Source organism: Methanolobus psychrotolerans (assembly GCF_002243045.1).
GTDB lineage: Archaea > Halobacteriota > Methanosarcinia > Methanosarcinales > Methanosarcinaceae > Methanolobus > Methanolobus psychrotolerans.
Genome location: NZ_MBKP01000004.1, coordinates 1 through 21,431, shown reverse-complemented (window position 1 = coordinate 21,431; position 21,431 = coordinate 1). Strand labels below are relative to the sequence as shown.

Genomic DNA, 21,431 nt, shown 5'->3' with positions numbered 1-21,431 from the left:
TTTACAATTTCTCTGTAGGAAGAGCTGTATTGAGTTTTACGTAATTGACACCTTTTAGTGCCATTGTCCTTTCTGCAACCGCTTTTACCTCTTCGCCTTCGCCATCCAGTATGATGACTTCCAGACAGTTGTCGTGGTCAAGATGAATGTGGACAGAAGACTTAATAATATGAGAATAATCATGCTGTATTTCAGTTAGAGCACTTGAAAGGCCACGTTTTGTATGATCATATATCAAAGTTATAGTACCTACACGCCTGCCTTTCACATCACTCATCCATTCATAATGAGTAATATAGTTCCTAATTGAGTCCCGTATTCCCTCTGAACGGGATGAGTAACCCCTCTGTTCGATGATCGTGTCAAATTTGGTCAGAAGATTTTCGGGAAGCGATACCCCTATGCGCATAAGTTCCTGTTCCATATGATTCACCTATAATCATTCATACCATAATAACATTTAGTATGCAGTAATAATACTTTTATTATACTTAAATTAAGACATAAATAATTATAGAACATCTGGTATAAAGAGTAACCAACAAAGCCATTAACAAAAAGAGGATGCATATGAAAAAAGAACAGTTGTACTCAGGAAAAGCGAAGACCATCTACAAAACTGAAGACCCGGAAAAACTTATATCCGAGTTCAGGGACAGCCTAACGGCATTTGATGGCAAGAAGAAAAGTGAAGCTAAGAACAAGGGTTATTTCAATGCCCAGATATCAAAAAAAATCTTTGAAATGCTTGAAGATGAAGGAATTCCTACTCACTACATAAGCATGGTATCTGACAATGAGATGCTTGTTCGTGCTGTCGAGATAATACTGATCGAAGTAATTCCACGTAACATTGCTGCGGGCTCCATTACACGTAAGTATCCTATTAAGGAAGGTACTGTATTCAAAACACCTGTACTTGTGATGGATTACAAGAGCGATGAGCATGGCGACCCTATGATTAACGAAGATATCGCAGTAGCCATGGGAATTGCCACCTATGAAGAGATTGCTCAGATCCGCACTATGGCCCTGAAGGTCAATGATATACTTGTAAAATACCTTGATAAAAAAGGGTTTCTACTCCCGGATTTCAAACTTGAGTTCGGAAGGGTTGACGGCAAGATCGTTGTAGCAGATGAGATATCATGCGATACATGCCGTCTCTGGGATAAAAGCACCGGCCAGTCTATGGACAAGGATATTTTCCGCTTTGACAAGGGAGACCTTTCCAAGGCATACGAAGAAGTTGCCAGGCGTATAGTGCCTGAGATCTTTGAATAAGCACACACATTTTGCTCGTAATGAGGGGATATGATGGAAAATTACGATGTGATAGTTGTGGGTGCAGGTATAAGCGGACTTTTATCCGCTCTCACCCTTTCTAAACACGGAAATAAAGTACTTGTACTTGAAAAAAACAAATTTGTTGGCGGCAATTGTAACAGCTACGTGGTTGATGGTTTCCAGGTAGATACAGGCGCTCATGCAATCACACACCTTGAAGTAGGACCTCTAAGAAGGCTCATGGACAATTATTTTGATTACGTTCCGGTCTTTGAGGATTACGGAAACTATTACATCAGAACTGAGAACCAGTTCATGAAAGTTCCTTCAAATATCAAGGAATTTGTCACATTCGATATTCTTCCGCGCAAAGATAGGATAGTTCTCACGCAGGCCATCACAAAGGCACTTACTCTTTCTACATTTGGGACTGACCTGGCAAAACAATCAGTGTATGAATTCATGCCAGGCAACCTTTCAGCAGATACATATGATTTCGTCAATACCATCTGTCACTTCCTTTCTGGCAAGGATATGAAACAGACATCTGTGCAAAGGATTCTTGCAGGCAGCAGTTTTGTGCGCGACAGTGTGCCGGAAGAGCAGCTTGAGAATATAATGAAATCAAATGAGAAGATGGCTGTGGAACCTGTCCCCAGATCCATACTGCCACCAAACCTGCATGCTTCATTGCAGACAAGGATCAATAAAGTGTCAAATCCATTTACGTCTCTTGGGAGACTTGCAACAAACAAGGTCGCCTATTCCCAGGGTTATCCCAGAAGAGGATTAAAAGCACTTCTCAATGCCCTTTTGTTCTCACTTCCAAAGACAGTAGAGATAAAAACCGGCTGTGAAGTAAAGAAGATACTAACGGAAAAGGGTAAGGTTACCGGTGTGGAGGCTGATGAAGTATACAATGCCCAGAGGGTAATATACACAGGATTTGTCACCGACTTTCCCTCCATGATCGAGAGTCTTCCAAACTCTTACATCCAGGAACTCAAGGGTGTTGTACATACCAAGAGCCTGACCGCCTGGACAGGGCTTGATTCTGTGATGGAGGAATTCAGCTATATTGGATCAGAAATCTGGTTTAAAAACGCACCCTACTGGGCCATGCCCATCAGCAATTATGATGCTTCGCTGGCGCCAAAGGGTAAACAACTTGTGGGCTTCACATTCATAATTGATGGGAAAAAGAGCGAAGACAGCCAGATAAAAAAAGCATATGAGACCATATATAATGCAATTCCGGGAATTGAAGACCATATCGAGATGAAGCACAACCAGATAACCATCCCCGAAAAGGCAGCTGTGACAATAGATGGTTATTTTGCCGATGTGAGAACACCCATCAGAGGGCTTTATACAGCAGGCACCGATACGGATAAAAGAAGTATGGGAATTACCCGTGCGGCATATTCGATAATAGAATTACTTAAAAAGATGAACGAAGATGGATGCCTTCATAAGTGAGAAGGAGAAGGTTATTACCTTCTCAAGATCATTGTCCTTAACCTGTCGGCCGCATGTTCAGACTTGTCGGCAATATCACCAATACTCCTCACAAGGCGAGCCAGGTGATATACACCAAGTGCCCCGATTGTATCTTCATTTCTGAAAATCATTTTTGTCAGGTCTTTTTCGATAACATCTACCTGATGTTCCATTTCCTCTACTTTTACTACAAGATGAAGCGTGTCTTCAACATCCCTCTTACTGAAAGATGTTTCCAGTAATTCGCCAAGAGTTGAGACAAGATCTTCATACAATTCCACTGTTTCAAGTGTCTTCGCCATTAACTCCCTGAATCCGTCACGTATATCATCAGGTGCCTCGAACTTCCTTACAGTAAGCCAGAATGATACCTCCTGGGCATCATCTGATATTGAGTCCTGTGGTTTGAGGAAGTTGAGCAGGTCAATTACATGCACGGGAAGCATTATGGATGAGGACAGCTCGGAGCGGATAGTTTGTTTTATGACATCAGCTTCGTGTTCAATGACATCGATCTCATGGTTTAATGCCTCTACTTTCTCCATGTCACCATCGCAGAAAGCGAGCAGGGATTCATTAAGTTTCCTGACACAATCGCCGCCTTTGTTGGCATGCATTACCAGTGGTTTGAAAGGAGAACTCGCAAATATGTTCAATACAGAACGTATATACTCTTTTTTTATCATATTCCAACTCCCAATAGTCCCGCAAATATTAACGCAGATGTAAGTGCCGCCACTGGCACAGTAACTATCCAGGAAACAGCTATCTTACCGATAACACTTAAATCAACCGCTGCAAGACCGCCTGCAAGACCAACACCTATAACAGAACCCACGAGGGTGTGTGTCGTTGATATCGGCAGGGAACTGTAACTATGAAGGACCACCACAGAAGCTGTGGCAAATTCTGCTGAGAAACCTCGTGTCGGAGTCAGTTCAGTTATGCGAGTACCGATTGTTTCGATCACACGGTGCCCCCATGTCGCAAGTCCTACAACCATCCCCAACCCTCCAAGAACCATTACCCAAATAGGAATGTTAAGACCTGCCATACCAAGTGCGTTCAATCCTGCATAAAGCGGACCGATTGCGTTTGCCACATCATTGGAACCATGTGCAAAGGCAATGTAACATGCGGTCATTGTCTGAAGAAAGACGAATTTTTTCTCAATACTGTAAGGGTCATCCGCTTTTTGCAGAATGAAATACCGGATAAAAGAAAATATGATATAAGCAAGCAATGCACCAAGAAGTGGTGAGACCAGCCAACTGCCAACTATTTTACCAAGTACCGACCAGCTGATCTCTTCAAAACCAATGATGCCTTTATATGCTGCCATCAGACCAAATCCAAGAACTGCACCCACAATAGAATGAGTTGTTGATACGGGCAGATTATAAAAAGTAGCAAGAGTGATCCAGAAACCTGCTGCAAGGATTGCTGCAAGCATTCCAACGGCCACAAGATGCGGATCTATAGCACTGATGGAATCAACAGGTACAATACCTTTGGCAATAGTGGACGTGACCCTTTTACCAAAGAATACGGCACCAGCAAACTCGCAAATACCTGCGATGATTATTACCTGTTTGATAGACAGCGCCCCACTGCCTACTGACGTTCCCATGGCATTTGCAAGGTCGTTGGCACCTATGTTCCATGCCATATACAGACCTGCTGCAACCAGTAACAATACGAGAGGATCAAAAAGACTCATCGATAATATTCTCCACTATATAGATGTAGTATGGCAAGGGAAACCACTGACATAAATGTGCGTGCCATATTATATATAGTGCTATATAATCTATATAGACATCATTTAAAGAAAGAATCAAGTGTCCGCTGGAAGCGGATATCTGGTAATAGAGAGGTTTTTGGCATCCATTGCGAGGAAGAGGTATTCAAACGCATTGAAATATCTGCAAGTGCCAGTTCTACGGACTCAAATCTCCGGACTTCACTATTGAAAGCTTTCCTGACACCTTCCCTGACAACCCATACACCAAGAGGTGCCCAGTATTCAGGCCTTATCTCCCTCACCATGAATACAGTTGCCTGCCTGTGTATGGAATGAAGATATTCAAGAGCACCCAGGCGAGCCGCATAATAACCGCCTGCAAGATTAGAATAATTCTTTTTCCCACTAAAGCCCTCGTTATCTGCTTCAATCCACGTGTTCCCTCCTGACCAGACGGTACGTGGCATCCAGACTTCTATTAATTCAAATGAGAACATACGGGGAATGAGAACGATCTCAAAGTGGTTGCCAAATACACCGCCATTGAAAACCTGAACTTCACTTAACTGCTGGTAGTCCCTTATACCTCTAAGAAGGTCTTTTCCCACCATGTCATCAACTGCAGTTATGGACCATCGGGTTGGAACCAGTTTTCTTTCCTGGCCCAAAAGCCCGATCGAAAGAAGGCGGGTGATGTGTTCCGCCGGGATATTACTGTCCCATAATTCAGATATTGCATCCTTTGCAAGTGCATCGGTGTCATAGACCAGAGCATCCACTTTCTTTGGGACTTTGGGATTCTCCGTTATATCGAATTTTTTCAGGTCACCTGAAGGACCCATAGGCGTCAGGACATTATCGAACTTGAGCTTGTTACTTATGGGTTTATTGAACCAGGCTTCAGTATCCACTGGTTTTTTTGAAAGAGCTAGCTCCTGTGATCTCTCGATCAAAGGATTATCAGGTAAGTGGGCATTTTTCACATTAATGCCGGTATTAGCCCTTACAAGCTGGGAACGGGAGGATATAACATCCTGTATATTCATTTTTAGCAAAGCTTTAGGGTCTTCGAGTAACATTGCCTCATCCCCACCAAGCTGGGGCGGTATCATGGGGCCTGCCCTTACCTCCGGATAATTGTATCTCCCTACAAAAACCGATGGAGGAGATGCTCCAAAAATAGAAGTTTCACCTGAGGATTTAGGGATTACAGATTCTATAGACTTGAATTTTTCCAGGATAGGGCATCTTGGCCTTCCACAGAGACCTTTCCCCTTACATTTTATGCAAAGATTCGGAGTCAATGGTCCTCGCCATCTCCGCAAAGAACACAATAACCTGCATCAGGTTCGTTCTTATTGAGCCAGCCGGAACGTTGGACGAACTTGCAAACGTTGCACATTCCAGCAACCTGGTCCCTGGAATTCATTCCTTCAAGTAAGCTTGCAGCAAATCTTTGTATCTCCTGCTGGGCATCCTCTGAAAAATCAACCTCTGCCCCACGTTTTTCATTCAGGTACTGAGACACGGCTGCTCTTGAAAGCATCAGTACTTCCGCAACTTCCTGCTGGTTTTTCCCATGGTCCCAGATCATGCATCTTGCAAGCTCTGCACGTATAGCAGGCAGTACCCGTTGAACCATGATCTCACATGTTGTTTTCACAAGAAGCCACCTTTTTTGTTGTCATTTATTTTTATGCTGGTAATCTTCAATAGCCCGCTTAAGGGCATCAAGGGCAAAGCCCGAGCACCTGTCCTTTCCTTCAGGAAGACCATCCAGAGCAGTGATAACATCTTTATTTGTTAATGCAAGAGCTTCAGCAATCGTCTTTCCTTTTGCCAGATTCGTAACCATGCTTGATGTGGAGATAGCAACAACACAACCAAATGTCTTGAATTTGACATCTTCAATCACATTGTCTTTAATCTTGATGGAGATATTTATTATATCGCCATCTACGGTGCTTCCAATCTCACCCACACCATCAGCATCCTCTATGATGCCCACGTTTTGGGGATTGCTGAATTCCTCAATAACTTTCTTTGAATACAGACTTACTCCTCCTTACATCATTGGCTGGAAAGTGGAGACATCATCCTCAGCCTAAAAACTGTTTCCTTCAGGCTCTCAACCAGATAATCTTCATCTTCAATTGTGTTCTCTCTTCCAAGACTTATCCTCAGGGAACCATGTATATAATCGTCCTCTATATTAAGAGAGCTAAGCACATGTGATGCCTTTAAGGATTTGGAAGAACATGCTGAGCCGGTAGATACTGCAATTCCCTTCATATCAAGGAGCATTAGCATGGATTCACCCTCAACGTACTTGAAACTTAAGTTTACATTATTAGGAAGACGTTGCGTTGGATGACCGTTAAGACGAACATCCGCAACTGAGCAAAATATCTTACTTATAATACCATCACGCATTTGCTGCATGTACTTTGAATCAGTATCCAGGCGCTGCTGCGCAAGAACCATTGCCTTACCAAGACCCACAATACCCGGGATGTTCTCAGTCCCCGAGCGCATACCTTTTTCATGATTGCCACCAAAGACAATTGGTTCAATTATTGTGCCCTTGCGGACATACAGTACACCAACACCTTTTGGCCCGTGGATCTTATGAGACGAAAGGGAGAGCATATCAATCCCAAGGTCGTCCACATTTACAGGGATTTTTCCCACACTCTGTACTGCATCTGTATGGAAGTAAATATTATGTTTCTTTGCAATTTGTGCAATTTCCTTTATTGGTTGAATGGTACCGACCTCATTGTTGGCATGCATGACACTGATGAGAACTGTGTTCTCACGAATGGACCTTTCCAATAAAGACAGAACTATCAACCCCTCAGCATCAACCGGGACGTATGTTACCTCATGACCCAGGCTTTCAAGAAAAGCACACGTATTGAGCACTGCAGGATGCTCTATGACTGATGTGATAACGTGTTTTTTTCCGGAATTATGTGTAATCACACCTCTTATTGCCAGATTATCCGATTCTGTTCCTCCTGATGTGAATATAATCTCTTCTGGCAGGGCACCAATGGCATCTGCAACCTGCTTTCGTGCCGTGGAAAGAGCTTCTGCTGCCTCCATGCCAAATGAGTGCAAACTGGAGGAATTACCAAACATTTCACTAAAGTAAGGTAACATGGCGTCCACCACCAAAGTGTCCACAGGAGTGGTTGCACTATGATCCATATAGATTCGCTTCATAATATCTACAAATAGTAGAGAAGACTTGCAATAAATAAATATCCTTCAGGACTGTGTGCAGGCAGAATACATCCCGCAAAAATGTGTGGATATTCCACACATTAGAGAATAAAATCAATTTTTGATCTGATCTGGAGAAAATCCTTTTTCAATAAGAACGTCCTTCATACGGCTCAAGTGGTTGCCCTGCAATTCTACGGAATTGCCTTTTACTGTACCACCACATGCAAATTTAGACTTGAGATAAGTTGAAAGTTCATGAAGATCGATTTCATGGGCATCTAAACCATCTACGACTGTTACTTCCTTACCGTACCTTCTTCTGTTTACTTTAACAGTTATTCTTTGCTGTTCTTTTGCCACTTCTTCACATATGCAAAGCTCTTTTGGCAATCCACATACTGAACACATTTCAGAACTCATCTTGCAGTATTTCCTCCGACATTATTATCTATTTTAAACACTCCATATATGTGTATTTAACTAAAATAGATGATAAGAGTAAAACTTCGATGATATTAAAATCTAATGGTAAAGAAGTAGCAACGGACATTGATTTTGCCTGCAGCTTATTTAAGCAGGTAAAAGGGCTCATGTTCAGCAGTAAGATACATGATAACTATGCCCTTGTATTTGTTATGAAAAAAACACAAAAAGTCTCATTGCACATGCTTTTTGTTAATTTCCCCATTGATGCTATTTTTCTTGATGAGCAAAAAAGAGTCATTAAGACTACAAGCCTGCGTCCATGGCTTGGCACATGTTCCTGCAAAGATAAAGTTAAATACATCATCGAAACTACGCACGGTAAATCACAGAACATGGGAATCAGTGCAGGCGACAGATTTGAATTTGAGAATCAATGCTAATAGGAGCATAGCCGGCACATAGGCCAGAATATAGAAATCTGCCTTAAAACCTGTTCAAAGAAACGTTTATTACATTCCGGGTTCTTTAAAGCCCTGAAAAAGCACTTATTTAATTAATGTATTTAACCACTATAATTAATCATCATATTAAACCTGAGGCACATGAATGTTACCTGAAAATGACTTTAAGATCATAACAGAGAAGATGGGAAGGGAACCAAATCTCGTGGAGCAGGGCTGTTTCCTGAACCTGTGGAGTGAGCACTGCTCATATCGCTCAAGTGCACCACTGCTTAAGACATTTACAACAACCGGAGATAAGGTCATTATTGGTCCCGGAGACGACGCAGCCATTGTAAATTTTGGAAACGGGTGGGTACTTGCAATCGGGATGGAGAGCCACAATCATCCTTCATACGTAGACCCATACAACGGCTCAGCCACTGGTGTCGGTGGCATTGTGCGCGATATAATTTCCATGGGAGCAAGACCGATTGCACTTATGGACCCCCTATACTTTGGACCGCTTAACAATCCTAAGAACCTCTATCTCTTTGAACACATCATTGAGGGAATTGCAGGATATGGAAACTGTATCGGAGTGCCCGTTGTACGTGGTGAGGCATTCTTTGACAAATCATACAGTGGAAACCCACTGGTAAATGTGGTTGCAGTAGGACTTGCACGTGAAGAGAATGTTGTAACGGCCTGCGCACAAAAAGCAGGTAACAAGCTTGTATTGATAGGATCAACTACTGGAAGGGACGGACTTGGAGGCGCATCTTTTGCATCAAGGGACCTTTCGGAAGATTCAGAGGCAGAGGACAGGCCAAGTATCCAGATAGGCGACCCTTTCACAGAGAAACTGTTAATTGAAGCAACCCTCGAAGCCATCGGAAAAGGATATGTAAAGTCATGCAGGGACCTTGGTGCCGCAGGACTTGCAGGAGCAAGTTCAGAAATGGCATCGAAAGGCAACCTCGGAATGAGGATCATTGCTGACAATGTAATTCTGCGGGAGACCGGCATGGTACCCTATGAGATACTCATTGCAGAATCACAGGAACGTATGCTTTTTGAAGTAGAACCTGAAAATGTGGATGCTGTTCTGGATATCGCAACGAAGTTCGACCTTAACGGAAGCATGATAGGAGAACTCACTCAAAAGCTGAACTACACTGTTGTGTTCAAAGGAGAGATTGTTGCAGACATACCAATTAAACTATTAACAGAAGGAGCACCAACCTTTGAACGTCCATCTATGGCTCCCGCACCCCGTGAGATCGGGGAAAAACCAGATGTACCGACGGACCTTAAAAAGGCTGTTCTTGACGTACTCTCATCCCATAATGTAGCATCAAAGAGATGGATCTACAGGCAATACGACCATGAAGTTCAGGTACGTACTGTCCGAAAGCCAGGTGATGACGCAGGCATACTGCGTATTGACGGCAATGAGGGTATAGCACTCTCATGCGGCTGCAACCCAAGACACACCCTGCTTGACCCATATTCCGGCGCAAAAGGAACTGTTATTGAAAATGCCATGAACATTGCAGTAAAAGGAGCGCGAGGGATTGCTATTGTAGATTGCCTGAACTTTGGAAATCCTGAGAGACCGGACATATACTGGCAATTCAAGCACGCAATCCGCGGACTCGGAGATGCGGCAAGAGACCTGACAATACCTGTTGTGGGAGGAAATGTTTCTCTTTACAACGAAAGCGGGGAATTCAAGACCGCAATAGCTCCTACACCATCCATAGGCCTTGTGGGCTACATCGAAGATGTAAGTATGGCACCTTCCGGAATATTCACAAAAGAATGCGAGACTATAATTCTGGTAGGGGCGACGAGTGAGGAGCTTGGTGGTTCTGAATACTACAACATCATCGGAAAGGCAAAGGAAGGAAAAGCCCCACAGGTACCTGAGAATGTCACAAAGATCATAGATGCGCTCATCAGCCTTGTAAAAAGCAGAAAACTCAGTGCATCACACGATATATCACTTGGAGGAATTGCAGCTGCAATTTGCGAAATGTGTGAAACCTATGGTGCGGATATTAACCTGACCAATGTAGGAGACACCCTCCGGGCAGATGAAATCCTGTTTTCCGAATCATATGCAAGAGCACTGGTAGTTACTTCTGAACCTGATGCTGTTAAAGAACTCCTGAAGGATGTACCACATGCAATAATTGGAACTGTTGGAGGAAATGTATTGAGCATCAGAATAGGAGATTCGAAGATACAACTGACCACTGAAGAAATAAAAGAAGCAAGGGAAAGTCTCATGACATTGATGATGGAATAAACCATTATCAATCCATTGCTTAGCTCGTAATATAAACCAAATTTTACAACTGTATTTATCATTTTTTGGTTGCAAAATAAATCATATAAAGAGCAGCTAGGCCTACGACGATATAGATAATTTTTGCCACGATTCCTGTTCCCAGAAGAGCAGAAACAAGGTTAAAATCGGCTATACCCACAAGTCCCCAGTTAAGACCACCAATTATGACCAGAACCAAAGCTACTAAGTCCAAAGTTTTCATCTCAGGCAAGATACTCACCTCCCTTTAAACCCCATATACTAATAATGAATTATTGTTTTATAGATATTTATGTTTATTGAAATAGCATAATATCTGTCGGAATATTTCATGTAATTGCAAACGTTCATGGAAATGACGATTCACTTTCCTTTACTGCATCAGCATAGAGTTCCTTTAGATTTGTAGGAATGGGATTATCTTTCAATAATTTCGCAAAGAAAGCAAGGTTATGCACCATATACCGCACTGTCTTGTTGGTATAGAGATGCTTTTCACCCCCGGCTTCAATATAGCTTGGACCGGGACCTGCCGGACCGACCCAATAACTATCCACATTCGGTGGTATGGTACATCCAAGATGCGTCAGGTTGAAAAGAGTGTTTGCTGCGACGTCATGGGCTCCATCCTCATTGCCGGTTATGATTGCACCAGCTACTTTACCGTAAAGAGGGAATTGCCCAGTATCTGAGTCACTTTCCTCATAAGTACCGTCAAGCCTCTCAAAAACCATCTGTGCCACAGATGAACGCACACCAAACCATATTGGAGAGCCTATGACAAGGATATCACATGCTTTGATCTTTTCCAGTATTTGGGGCCATTCGTCCCCTTCCCCTTCATCAGAAGAAACACCAAACATGACGTTGTAGTCTGTAACTCTTACAACTTCGCTTTCAACACCAATTTCCCCAAATAACCGGACCGCTTTGTCAATAAGAGCTCTGGTATTTGAGATTTCAGGAGAACGCTTGAGCGTGCAATTGAGAAATAATGCTTTTAACCCCATATCAAAACATGAGATATTAGCACATAAATAAGTTTCCTATAGAATGCGTGAAAATGAATAAGAAATAAAACAAAAAGAGTATGAAGAATGGTTAATAACCATTCTTGAAAGAATTATTCTTCTTTCTCTCCAAAAGCGAATTTACGCAATACTCTTGTGATCTTAATGTTTACAGTGTCGCCGACTTGTGTCTGTGGTACAAAGATAACAAATCCTTCTACCCTGGCGATGCCATCTCCTTCTCTTGCGATATCTTCAATCGTTACTTCGTAGGTCTCTCCAACATCTACAGGAGCTGTTGATTCTCTGTCATTGTTATTAAACAAAATAATGCACGTCCTTTAATTCAAAACTAAGACTGAAGACCATGCTGAAAAACGCCATAGATTAAAAATCCAATTTTACTGAATCCCAGAATAGTATCAAATCTTACACCGATAAGTATACACAACAGGTATTTAAATGTTCTTGACAGGAAAACATAGTGGAGATAAAGACGGACACCATATCTTATTTATTCTTTAGAATAAAATAGGTAGATATAAATCACAATCAACTATTGATTCAAAATGATTTTTGGGATGTAAATAATGGACGAAGTACAGATCAAAGTAGAAAAAGCGCACCCTAATGATTTTGGAAGGGGAATTATCCGTCTGGACCCTACTACACTCTTAAGCCTGCAACTCTCACCAGGAGACATTGTTGAGATAGAAGGAAAGAGAAAAACCGCAGCCAAGGTATGGAGAGCTGAGAGACAGGACTGGGGACAGGGAATTGTCAGGATAGACGGATTTATCAGGCAGAATGCAGGTGTTGGAATTGGTGAGAGAGTAACTGTAAGGAAAGCCGACGTTGTAACTGCTACAAAAGTTGTGCTGGCACCTCCTGAAGGCGTCACCATGGAGTACGGAGACCATATCAGCGAAATAATCAAGCGTAATATCATGAAGAGACCTCTTGTTGAAGGAGACATAATCCCCATCATCAGTTCGATGACACAGCCTATGTCAACCCAGATGGGAGGGGGACAGGCAATACCACTTATAGCAGTGGATGCCGAACCTAAGGAAGAGATTCTTATCGTCGGAGAATTTACAGAAATTGAACTTCGCCAGAAACCTGTCCGCGGTTATGATGGTGCAACCAGAGGAATAACCTATGAGGATATCGGTGGCCTTGGATCAGAAATGCAGCGCGTCAGGGAAATGATAGAGCTTCCATTGAAACATCCTGAGCTCTTCCAAAGACTTAACATCGAACCTCCAAAAGGAATAATTCTTTACGGACCACCGGGTACCGGAAAGACACTAATTGCCAAAGCTGTTGCAAATGAATCCAGGGCAAATTTCCTCTACATCGCAGGACCCGAGATCATGGGTAAGTATTACGGTGAAAGTGAAGAGCGTATCCGTAAGATATTTGAGGAAGCTGAAGATGAAGCACCTTCAATTATATTCATAGATGAGATCGATTCCATCGCACCAAAAAGACAGAACGTTACAGGAGAAGTTGAGCGCAGGGTTGTTGCCCAGCTGCTTACAATGATGGACGGTCTTGAAGAAAGAGGACAGGTCGTTGTTATTGGTGCCACCAACCGTTTGGATGCCATTGATCCGGCACTCCGCAGACCTGGAAGGTTTGACAGGGAGATAGAGATAGGCGTTCCAGATACCGATGACCGTCTTGAGATACTGCAGATACACACCAGAGGCGTACCCCTGGCTGAAGATGTTGATCAGGATTTTCTGGATTACATTGCAAAACACACACAGGCATTTGTCGGTGCAGACCTTCTTGCACTTGTACAGGAAGCTGCAATGCGTTCTCTGAGACGTGCTTTACCTGATATCAACCTCGAAGATGAAGACATACCCCAAGAGATACTTGATACTATAATGGTATGCAAGGACGATTTTGAGAATGCACTGAGAGAAATAGAACCCTCGGCAATGAGGGAAGTGCTTGTGGAAATACCATCTGTCAAGTGGGATGATGTCGGCGGGCTTGACAAGGCAAAACAAGAAATAAGGGAAGCTGTGGAATGGCCACTTACAAGACCTGAGAAATTTGTCAGCATGGGAATTAAACCTCCAAAAGGAGTTTTACTGTTTGGCCCACCGGGTACCGGAAAGACACTAATTGCACAGGCAGTTGCCAATGAATCAAATGCAAATTTCATTAGTGTCAAAGGACCGCAAATGCTTTCAAAATGGGTAGGAGAATCTGAAAAAGCCATCCGGGAAACATTCAAAAAGGCAAGGCAGGTAGCCCCATGCATTGTATTCTTCGATGAGATAGATTCCATTGCACCAATGAGAAGCACGATGTCTGAAGATTCTAAAGTGTCCGAAAGAATTGTGAACCAGCTTTTAACAGAGCTTGACGGTCTTGAGCCTCTAAAAGAAATAGTTGTAGTCGCTGCAACTAACCGCCCTGACATTATAGATCCGGCACTCCTGAGATCAGGACGATTTGACAGAATGGTGCTTGTAGGTCAATCCACCTTAACAGGCAGGAAAGATATTTTCAGGATACATTCCAAGAATATACCCCTGGATGATGATGTAACAATAGATGATCTTGCAGCCATTACAGAAGGTTTCGTCGGAGCAGATATAGAAGCTGTTTGCAGGGAAGCTGTTATGCTTGCACTGAGAGAGAACTTTGAAGTGGAAAAAATTGGCATGAAATATTTCAGGGAAGCACTGAACAAGGTAAGACCAACGCTTTCTGAGAACATGATGGAATATTATGAGAAAATACAGGCACACTTCAAGGGCGGCATAAAGAAAGAAGAAGCAAGTTCTTATATAGGATACAGATAAATAAATGAAAATTTAAATGTGATTTTTATATCAAAGGGTGAATGAAAATGGCGAATGTCTTTGCAAAGAACCTTTCGAGCAAACAGGTAATGGCAACAGATGGAACAGAAATAGGTATTCTGTTCAATATTGTAATGGATATCAGGACAGGAGACCTTATAGACCTGATAGTTAAACCGGATATGAGTCTTGATACATCAAGATACAAAGTTGACGAACAGTATATATTATTGCCTTTTGAATCCGTCAGGGCAATAAAGGACTACATAGTTGTTGACAAGAATATAGCACGCGGATTGACTTTAGAACATAGCAGTATATAAATAATCAGGCTGCAAAGCATGATCCCACCTTTGCAGTTCTGTCACTGATTTTGATTTAGAGCAGGCTTAGATAAGATCTTTTGATAAAAGGAAATCAATGGCTTCTGCTGTACCGTCACCATATGTTGCTGTGCTGATGTAATCAGCGATTTCTTTTAAGGAATCATCTGCATTGCCTACAGCAATTGCAAAACCTGCTTCTTCAAGCATTTCAAGGTCGTTCACTGAATCACCAATGGCAACAAAATCAGAAGTTTTAAGCCCCATTAATTCTGCTATTTTAATGAGTCCTGTACCCTTGTTTATTTTCCTGCTCTTTATATGGATGGCAAAATGGGTATCAATTATCTCCACTCCGGGAAAACGTGAACCCAGCAGTTTCCTGGCGTCTTCTACATCAAAATTGTTCCTCAGTACGATTTCGGTTTTCCTGTGCACCGAATCAAGTTTCTCCAGATCAAAGGTTCCGGAAAGGAATTCATAAGCTTCTTCACATTCATGAATTACATCTGAAACAATAGGCTCCTTATCAAACCCATCGACTATGACACCACCATTCTCAGAAATGATATTGCAGCATACGCCCACAAGCTTGGCTGCGGCTTTGGCATAGCAGAGGACATTTCCGGTTGCTATCACAACAGGAATGTCAAGTGAACGCAGTTTAGCAGCGGCCTCCAGACTGAGCCTACGGTCAATGTGGGTGATAGTGCCATCGATGTCAATTACAAGAGCCTTGAATTTCATAACAAATAGATTGCAAGAGAGAGATAAAAGTGTTTTCGATGCTCAGGGTACATCAGGCAAACTGGAAATGAAAAACATCGCAAAATAAGAAATATTGACAATCTAAAATCAGATATTAAAAATGGAGATGGAATCCCCTTACGTTGATTCCCAGCTTAATTATCCGTAATTATGGATCACGCAGACCCGGAGTAGTTACCGAAATAATTGCTTCCCCATCCGGAAGGTTTGGAGAATCTACTAGTTTGACTATCCTCTTGTCACCTTTGGATTTACGCAGGTAAAGCCTGAAAGTTGCGGTGTGTCCCACAATATGGCCACCGATTGGTTTTGTAGGGTCACCGAAAAATGCATCCGGTTTGGACATGACCTGGTTTGTGACTACTACACATGAATTATAGAGATCTCCACACTTTTGCAGGCCGTGAAGATGTTTGTTGAGCTTCTGCTGCCTATCAGCAAGTGTTCCCCTACCTATGTACTCCGCTCTGAAATGAGCTGTCAGAGAGTCAACAATAAGAAGCCTTACCGGCATGTCTGTATCTTTCAATTCATTGGCAAGTTCCATCGCCGAATCAACAAGGAGTATCTGGTGATTGGAATTGTAAGCACGTGCTACATGTATGTGACTAAGGAATTGTTCGGGGTCATATTCCTGACCGTATACTTCAGACAGACCTTCTACCATCTGTTTAATCCTTTCCGGCCTGAAAGTGTTCTCAGTATCAATGATGATTACTGAACCACCAAGTCCGCCCATTTCCCTTGGCAACTGCACATTGACAGCAAGCTGATGCGCAACCTGTGTCTTTCCGGACCCGAATTCACCATAGAGTTCAGTGATTGCCTGTGTTTCTATACCTCCACCCATCATCTCATCGAACTCGGTACATCCGGTAGATAGTTTGCCCACCAGTTTCCTGCGTTCCAATACAACATCACCCGTCTCAAATCCACCTATATCAGCAGACTGGCGAGCTGCAAGAATTATTTTTGATGCCGTAGATTCACCAATCTCGGCTGCAGTTGCAAGCTCTGCCGGAGAGGATACAGCAATTGCTTCAATCGTCGTAAATCCTGCATCTTTCAATTTCTGTGCGGTTGCAGGACCTACATGATCCAGTTCTTCCAATAACACTTCTGACATTTATCTTAACTCCATGGGTGCACATGTTTTCTTCTGGTGCACAATTCGATTACCTAATTGATCTGTGAGTATATATACCTGAAGAGAGCAGGGTGAAAGTATTATTTATAACACAAAGCTTATCATTAAAAGCAGGCATTAAGGAGCAATGGCCAGAGTAGTAGTTGGCGGAACTTTTGAATGGCTCCATGACGGACACAGAAAACTTTTAAGAAAAGCATTCGAACTTGCCGAAAATGGAAATGTGGATATCGGCCTTACATCCAACGAGATGGCAAACAAGCGATCCCGCAGTGTCCCTGACTACAGCATCCGGAAGGAAAGGGTTTGTAAATACATTAATGAAATTTCAAAAAAACGGGACTATAGTATAATAGAACTTAATGACCCTTATGGGAATACCCTCGTCCAAGATTATGACTACATTGTAGTATCCCCAGAAACACATCCTGTTGCCCTAAAGATCAACAAAATCAGGAATGAGAATGGTATGAAGGACATAAAGGTTGTGAGAATTGAATACGTCCTTGCTGATGACGAAAAACCTATTTCTTCAACAAGGATAGCCCACGGAGAGATAGATATTCACGGTCACCTGAAATCTGGTTGTAGCACATAATTTTATAAACTATTTTTTACAACTAGAGACCATGGGTAGAGTATTCAACGAAATTGACACTAGGATCTTTAACAAACTTGCACCTGAACTTAGCGGAAATACTGTGTCTTCAGCAGGACACAATTATCCTTTTATCCTCAGGCCCCTGTCGCACAAAATTGCAGAGGATGGAGCAGATTTCAGGAACAGGATGGATAAACTGGACCCGGAAGAAATGGAGTACCTGTTTCAGCTTGCTATGGAAGGAAAAGAGGACATCCGCTCACTTGAAGAAGATGATATTGACACCTTCATGGAACTGGTTGAGATTAAATTATCAACTGAAAAATTGAAGGAACTTAAAGCAAAGCTGGGCATAGCATAATGAAAACATCGAAACTGCTTTTTGGAACTGCAGGAACTCCAAACAGCTCAAAAAAAAGTAACAGCATCTCAGGCATTGAAAGAATAAGAGAACTTGGACTTGGCTGCATGGAACTTGAATTTGTCCGCGGAGTAAAAATGGGTGAAGCTACCGCCCGAGAAGTATTTGAGAAATCTAAAACTGAACATATTGCACTGAGCGCGCATGCACCTTACTACATCAACCTCAACTCAGCCGAACCTGAAAAGGTAGATGCGAGCATAGAAAGGATATACACCTCCGCAAGGATAGGAAGCCTTTGTGGTGCAAAGAATATCGTGTTCCATCCTGCATACTACCAGAAGGATACATCGGAAATAGTGTACGCCAGAGTATCAGGATTATTAAAGCAGCTCACTACACGACTGGCAGATGAAGGCATCGAAGTTATCCTCCGCCCGGAAACCACTGGAAAGGCAACACAGTTCGGTAGTCTCACAGAGAGCGTAATGCTTGGCTTTGATCTTGAGAACGTGCTACCATGTATTGATTTTTCACACCTTCATGCAAGAAGCTGCGGAGAAGAGAACTGTTACGAAGAATTCATTTCCACGCTGGAACTGGTCGAAAACAAACTTGGCAGAGAAGGACTTGATGACATGCACATGCATGTATCAGGTATCGAATATGGTGAAAAAGGAGAGAAGAATCATCTTAACCTTGAAGATTCTGATCTTGAATATACCGGACTGATGAAAGCATTGAAGGACTTCAAAGTAAAAGGTCTTTTAATATGTGAAAGCCCCGATAACGAAGGTGATGCACTCTTGCTGAAAAAGACCTATGAGAACATGTGAGATTGTATGAACTTCGATTCCAATCACTGTGACTCCTCGCCTTCACTTTTTTTCATACCACCATTAACAATTCCCACATGAAGGTTTATTCCGCTCTTTTCAATATACCCGTTTATCCTATCAAGAGCATGGTCCACCATGCCACCGTGTGTGAGAATAAGGCAGCGCTGACCTGAAAGTGCATTTAGGATCGAGCGGTCTATGACACCTGCGGTGACATCAAGATAGATCTCGTCCCTTTCAGCGACTATCTTGCTTTTCTTACCCATGGCACCGACACATTCAAAACCATCTCTTTTTATGATCTTTAGAAGTTCTTCATTGTCATACCGGGAAGTGTCATAGATGCCAATCGAACCTGCCCTTAGGGCTTTCCTTCCCATCTCAACTATTGCAAGACCGTCATCGTGTATGTGAAGTACTTTACAATTTGCCGCTTCATACATAGAGTCCTGGGCAAACTCCCCGTAAAGGATACCCATGTTTATGATCTCACCTTCCTTCACTTCAGGAGGGACATCGACCCACATGAGATTCTGTGGCCTCAGAGTATGGACTAGGTCAGGAATGTCACGAGGTGGCCTCGAAGCACGTGCAATACCCCTTTTTCGGATCTCGTCGTAAATCTCAAGGGTAATAGGCCTTTTAAGGTAGGCTTCCTTTAACTTCTCAGTCTGCCTGAATATCTCCTCAGGAGTGCCTTCACTTATAACCTTACGATTGTTCATAAGGAAAACATAATCTGCCCAACCGTATGCAAGGTCAACATCATGAGTTGAGATGATAATTGTCTTACCGAAATAATTCAGTTCATTCAGGAGGTCCATAATCTCATCGGCACCCACAGGATCCAGATTGGAAAGGGGTTCATCGAGAACTATTACTTCGGGATCCATGGCAACCACTCCTGCTATTGCTACCCTCTTTTTCTGCCCGCCACTTAAATGATGAGGAGGTTTGTCCTTTAGGTGGGTCAGTCCTACATACTCCAGAGTATCATGTACTATCTTTGCAACCTTATCTTTAGGATAGTCAAGATTCGTGGGGCCAAAAGCCACATCCTGGTAAATAGTTGGAGCAAATATCTGGTCATCAGAATTCTGGAAAACGATACCCACACTTTTTCTTACTTCCCGGAGGGATTTTGAATCATATTTAAGGGTTTTCCCATGAAAGAGCACCTCACCATTCTGAGGGCGGTGAGTACCATTAAGTGTCATGAAAAGGGTGGATTTTCCTGACCCGTTGCGACCAACAAAAGCTATTTTCTTTCCCTTCTCAATCTTTATACTGATGCCATCAAGGGCCAGAGTACCATCGGGATAAGAGTAACTGAGATCTTTTGTTTCTAAAATAACCACAATTTCACCTCAAATAAGCGACATTCCCCTTGTAAGATAGAAAACTGTAAGCACAATAGTAAAATAAGCTCCAGTCAGTAAGAGTTCAGGCATCTTCACGGGTCTTTTTTCGTCATACATTATCAATTTACCGTCATAACATCTTGAATTCATAGACAGGTAGAGTTTTTCACCCTGCTCCCATGACCTTATGAAAAGATTAGCACCAAGCATCACCATAGACCTGAATGATGTCTTAAAATTCCTGTATCCCAAACGGACTTCCTGAGCATATTTTATGCCCATTGCAACATCAAGAAATACAAAGATATAGCGATACATCATCATTGAGATCTCTACAAAGGAATCCGGGAATTTTGCCTTCTTTAAAACTGCAAACAATTCTATCATTGGAGTTGTCAATGACAGGAAAAACAGGCATGACATACCGCCAATTGTTCTTGCAAGGATCAGCAGAGCCATATTCAAACCCTGTGGATCCACACCCAGAGAATAGCCAAAAACATCAAATGAAAAAATTTTAGTACCGTCTCCAAAAAAGAAGGCAATAATAACAACACTCACAAGCACAAAGCCTGCCGGAACCGCAAGTATATGGAGATAGAACCTTGCAGGAACCTTTCCAAAATGAATCGTTGTAAAACTCATACATAATGCTATTGTTAAAGGAACAAGCGGAGATGAAGATGAAACACCTGCCAGAATTCCGAAAGTTACTATAGCTAATTTCAGCCAGTTATTCCTGAACCTCAATGGACTTAATACTGCATAATCATCCAGAATGTATGTCATTTTTCAATCACGTTATTAAGAGGTAGTACGGAGTAAATTTTACTTTATATAAATAAGATTACAATTGTTAGGAAATAAGAAACTGTGCATTGTACATAAATATATCGTTATAAAACATTATCAACAAGAACTGTAAGAGGAGAAAGAACAAAAATAATAATTTTCCCGAATGGAAATTTTCAATTCTGTTTGTGATTATATTAAGAAAAATTGTAACTATTCAGCCATCCTTCCAGCACTAAAGTAAAAATCAATATACTATGACCTCATTTTAACGTTCAGAAAAAAGATTTTATTGATCAGAGGGGATTTGTATAGAACGGGAAGAAATACTTGCAGTTTATGATGCTGGTCCTGAGGCAGTCGTCGAACTTGTTACTCAGCTATTTTTGATAATAGAAAAACTGGAAGAACGTGTCAAGCATCTGGAAGAGATGCTTG

General features: G+C 42.2%; 24 protein-coding genes. 9 read left to right on the top strand and 15 right to left on the bottom strand.

The genetic code is table 11. The annotated features are described in order from the left end of the window. Position 1: 1 nt before the first annotated feature. A complete protein-coding gene (nikR, locus tag BB781_RS01125) occupies positions 2–424 on the bottom strand; it encodes a nickel-responsive transcriptional regulator NikR (protein ID WP_094226661.1) in 423 nt (140 codons plus the stop codon). Positions 425–570: 146 nt separating this feature from the next. On the opposite strand from nikR, the gene purC reads away from it, so the two are divergent. Then, positions 571–1,284 (top strand): phosphoribosylaminoimidazolesuccinocarboxamide synthase, encoded by a 714-nt coding sequence (gene purC / locus BB781_RS01120; RefSeq protein ID WP_094226660.1) that lies wholly within the window; start codon positions 571–573, stop codon positions 1,282–1,284. A 33-nt stretch (positions 1,285–1,317) separates the two neighbouring features. Then, a complete protein-coding gene (locus BB781_RS01115) occupies positions 1,318–2,766 on the top strand; it encodes a phytoene desaturase family protein (RefSeq protein ID WP_094226659.1) in 1,449 nt (482 codons plus the stop codon). 14 nt (positions 2,767–2,780) lie between these two features. On the opposite strand, the gene BB781_RS01110 is transcribed toward BB781_RS01115, so the two are convergent. The 7 genes from BB781_RS01110 to yciH form a co-directional block, all read right to left on the bottom strand. Further along, positions 2,781–3,473 carry a TIGR00153 family protein gene (locus BB781_RS01110; RefSeq protein WP_094226658.1) on the bottom strand — a complete coding sequence of 231 codons (693 nt, stop codon included), beginning with the start codon at positions 3,471–3,473 and terminating at the stop codon, positions 2,781–2,783. Further along, complete coding sequence (locus BB781_RS01105) at positions 3,470–4,507, bottom strand: inorganic phosphate transporter (RefSeq protein WP_094226657.1); 1,038 nt, start codon at positions 4,505–4,507, stop codon at positions 3,470–3,472. The genes BB781_RS01110 and BB781_RS01105 overlap by 4 nt, the downstream gene beginning before the upstream one ends. A 101-nt stretch (positions 4,508–4,608) precedes the next feature. Continuing rightward, positions 4,609–5,835, bottom strand: a complete 1,227-nt coding sequence (locus BB781_RS01100; RefSeq protein WP_094226656.1) for an Nre family DNA repair protein — start codon at positions 5,833–5,835, stop codon at positions 4,609–4,611. After that, positions 5,832–6,194, bottom strand: coding sequence for a transcriptional regulator (locus BB781_RS01095; RefSeq protein ID WP_094226655.1), 363 nt, complete (start codon positions 6,192–6,194; stop codon positions 5,832–5,834). Before BB781_RS01095 ends, BB781_RS01100 begins: the two co-directional genes overlap by 4 nt. Positions 6,195–6,215: 21 nt before the next feature. Then, positions 6,216–6,584, bottom strand: a complete 369-nt coding sequence (locus BB781_RS01090; protein ID WP_094226654.1) for an iron-sulfur cluster assembly scaffold protein — start codon at positions 6,582–6,584, stop codon at positions 6,216–6,218. A gap of 17 nt (positions 6,585–6,601) precedes the next feature. Continuing rightward, on the bottom strand, positions 6,602–7,759 hold the full coding sequence (nifS, locus tag BB781_RS01085) for a cysteine desulfurase NifS (protein WP_094226653.1): 1,158 nt from the start codon (positions 7,757–7,759) through the stop codon (positions 6,602–6,604). A 114-nt stretch (positions 7,760–7,873) separates the two neighbouring features. Next, entirely contained in the window at positions 7,874–8,182 is a 309-nt protein-coding gene (gene yciH / locus BB781_RS01080) for a stress response translation initiation inhibitor YciH (RefSeq protein WP_094226652.1), read from the bottom strand. Between the two features lie 89 nt (positions 8,183–8,271). Here yciH and BB781_RS01075 point away from each other — a divergent pair, with 89 nt between their 5' ends. After that, positions 8,272–8,628: a DUF192 domain-containing protein gene (locus BB781_RS01075; RefSeq protein ID WP_094226651.1), complete on the top strand. Its 357-nt coding sequence runs from the start codon at positions 8,272–8,274 to the stop codon at positions 8,626–8,628. Positions 8,629–8,794: 166 nt separating this feature from the next. Beyond that, positions 8,795–10,942 (top strand): phosphoribosylformylglycinamidine synthase subunit PurL, encoded by a 2,148-nt coding sequence (purL, locus tag BB781_RS01070; protein WP_094226650.1) that lies wholly within the window; start codon positions 8,795–8,797, stop codon positions 10,940–10,942. Positions 10,943–11,000: 58 nt separating this feature from the next. On the opposite strand, the gene BB781_RS01065 is transcribed toward purL, so the two are convergent. The 3 genes from BB781_RS01065 to BB781_RS01055 all read right to left on the bottom strand — a co-directional run bounded on the left by BB781_RS01065 (position 11,001) and on the right by BB781_RS01055 (position 12,299). Further along, positions 11,001–11,186 carry a DUF378 domain-containing protein gene (locus BB781_RS01065; protein ID WP_094226859.1) on the bottom strand — a complete coding sequence of 62 codons (186 nt, stop codon included), beginning with the start codon at positions 11,184–11,186 and terminating at the stop codon, positions 11,001–11,003. 124 nt (positions 11,187–11,310) lie between these two features. Next, positions 11,311–11,973, bottom strand: a complete 663-nt coding sequence (locus tag BB781_RS01060; RefSeq protein ID WP_094226649.1) for a flavodoxin family protein — start codon at positions 11,971–11,973, stop codon at positions 11,311–11,313. A 113-nt stretch (positions 11,974–12,086) separates the two neighbouring features. Next, positions 12,087–12,299: a TRAM domain-containing protein gene (locus BB781_RS01055; protein WP_091935041.1), complete on the bottom strand. Its 213-nt coding sequence runs from the start codon at positions 12,297–12,299 to the stop codon at positions 12,087–12,089. A gap of 264 nt (positions 12,300–12,563) precedes the next feature. Here BB781_RS01055 and BB781_RS01050 point away from each other — a divergent pair, with 264 nt between their 5' ends. Together BB781_RS01050 and BB781_RS01045 are read left to right on the top strand one after the other, a co-directional pair. Continuing rightward, positions 12,564–14,801, top strand: a complete 2,238-nt coding sequence (locus BB781_RS01050) for a CDC48 family AAA ATPase (protein WP_094226648.1) — start codon at positions 12,564–12,566, stop codon at positions 14,799–14,801. 47 nt (positions 14,802–14,848) lie between these two features. Then, positions 14,849–15,124 (top strand): PRC-barrel domain-containing protein, encoded by a 276-nt coding sequence (locus BB781_RS01045; protein WP_094226647.1) that lies wholly within the window; start codon positions 14,849–14,851, stop codon positions 15,122–15,124. A 66-nt stretch (positions 15,125–15,190) separates the two neighbouring features. Here the strand turns inward: BB781_RS01045 and BB781_RS01040 are convergent, their stop codons facing one another. After that, positions 15,191–15,871 (bottom strand): phosphoglycolate phosphatase, encoded by a 681-nt coding sequence (locus BB781_RS01040; protein WP_094226646.1) that lies wholly within the window; start codon positions 15,869–15,871, stop codon positions 15,191–15,193. 169 nt (positions 15,872–16,040) lie between these two features. Further along, on the bottom strand, positions 16,041–17,018 hold the full coding sequence (gene radA / locus BB781_RS01035; protein WP_094226645.1) for a DNA repair and recombination protein RadA: 978 nt from the start codon (positions 17,016–17,018) through the stop codon (positions 16,041–16,043). A gap of 148 nt (positions 17,019–17,166) precedes the next feature. Between radA and BB781_RS01030 the strand changes: the two genes are divergently transcribed. Genes BB781_RS01030 through BB781_RS01020 form a run of 3 tightly spaced genes read left to right on the top strand, consistent with a single transcriptional unit; the run spans position 17,167 to position 18,837 of the window. After that, positions 17,167–17,637, top strand: coding sequence for a phosphopantetheine adenylyltransferase (locus BB781_RS01030; protein ID WP_094226644.1), 471 nt, complete (start codon positions 17,167–17,169; stop codon positions 17,635–17,637). A gap of 31 nt (positions 17,638–17,668) precedes the next feature. Next, positions 17,669–18,001: a hypothetical protein gene (locus BB781_RS01025; RefSeq protein WP_094226643.1), complete on the top strand. Its 333-nt coding sequence runs from the start codon at positions 17,669–17,671 to the stop codon at positions 17,999–18,001. Continuing rightward, positions 18,001–18,837, top strand: a complete 837-nt coding sequence (locus BB781_RS01020; protein WP_094226642.1) for a TIM barrel protein — start codon at positions 18,001–18,003, stop codon at positions 18,835–18,837. Before BB781_RS01025 ends, BB781_RS01020 begins: the two co-directional genes overlap by 1 nt. Positions 18,838–18,860: 23 nt before the next feature. On the opposite strand, the gene BB781_RS01015 is transcribed toward BB781_RS01020, so the two are convergent. Both BB781_RS01015 and cbiQ read right to left on the bottom strand, forming a co-directional pair. Next, positions 18,861–20,198, bottom strand: a complete 1,338-nt coding sequence (locus BB781_RS01015) for an energy-coupling factor ABC transporter ATP-binding protein (protein WP_094226641.1) — start codon at positions 20,196–20,198, stop codon at positions 18,861–18,863. Between the two features lie 9 nt (positions 20,199–20,207). Then, complete coding sequence (gene cbiQ, locus BB781_RS01010) at positions 20,208–20,990, bottom strand: cobalt ECF transporter T component CbiQ (protein ID WP_094226640.1); 783 nt, start codon at positions 20,988–20,990, stop codon at positions 20,208–20,210. Between the last annotated feature and the right edge of the window lie 441 nt (positions 20,991–21,431).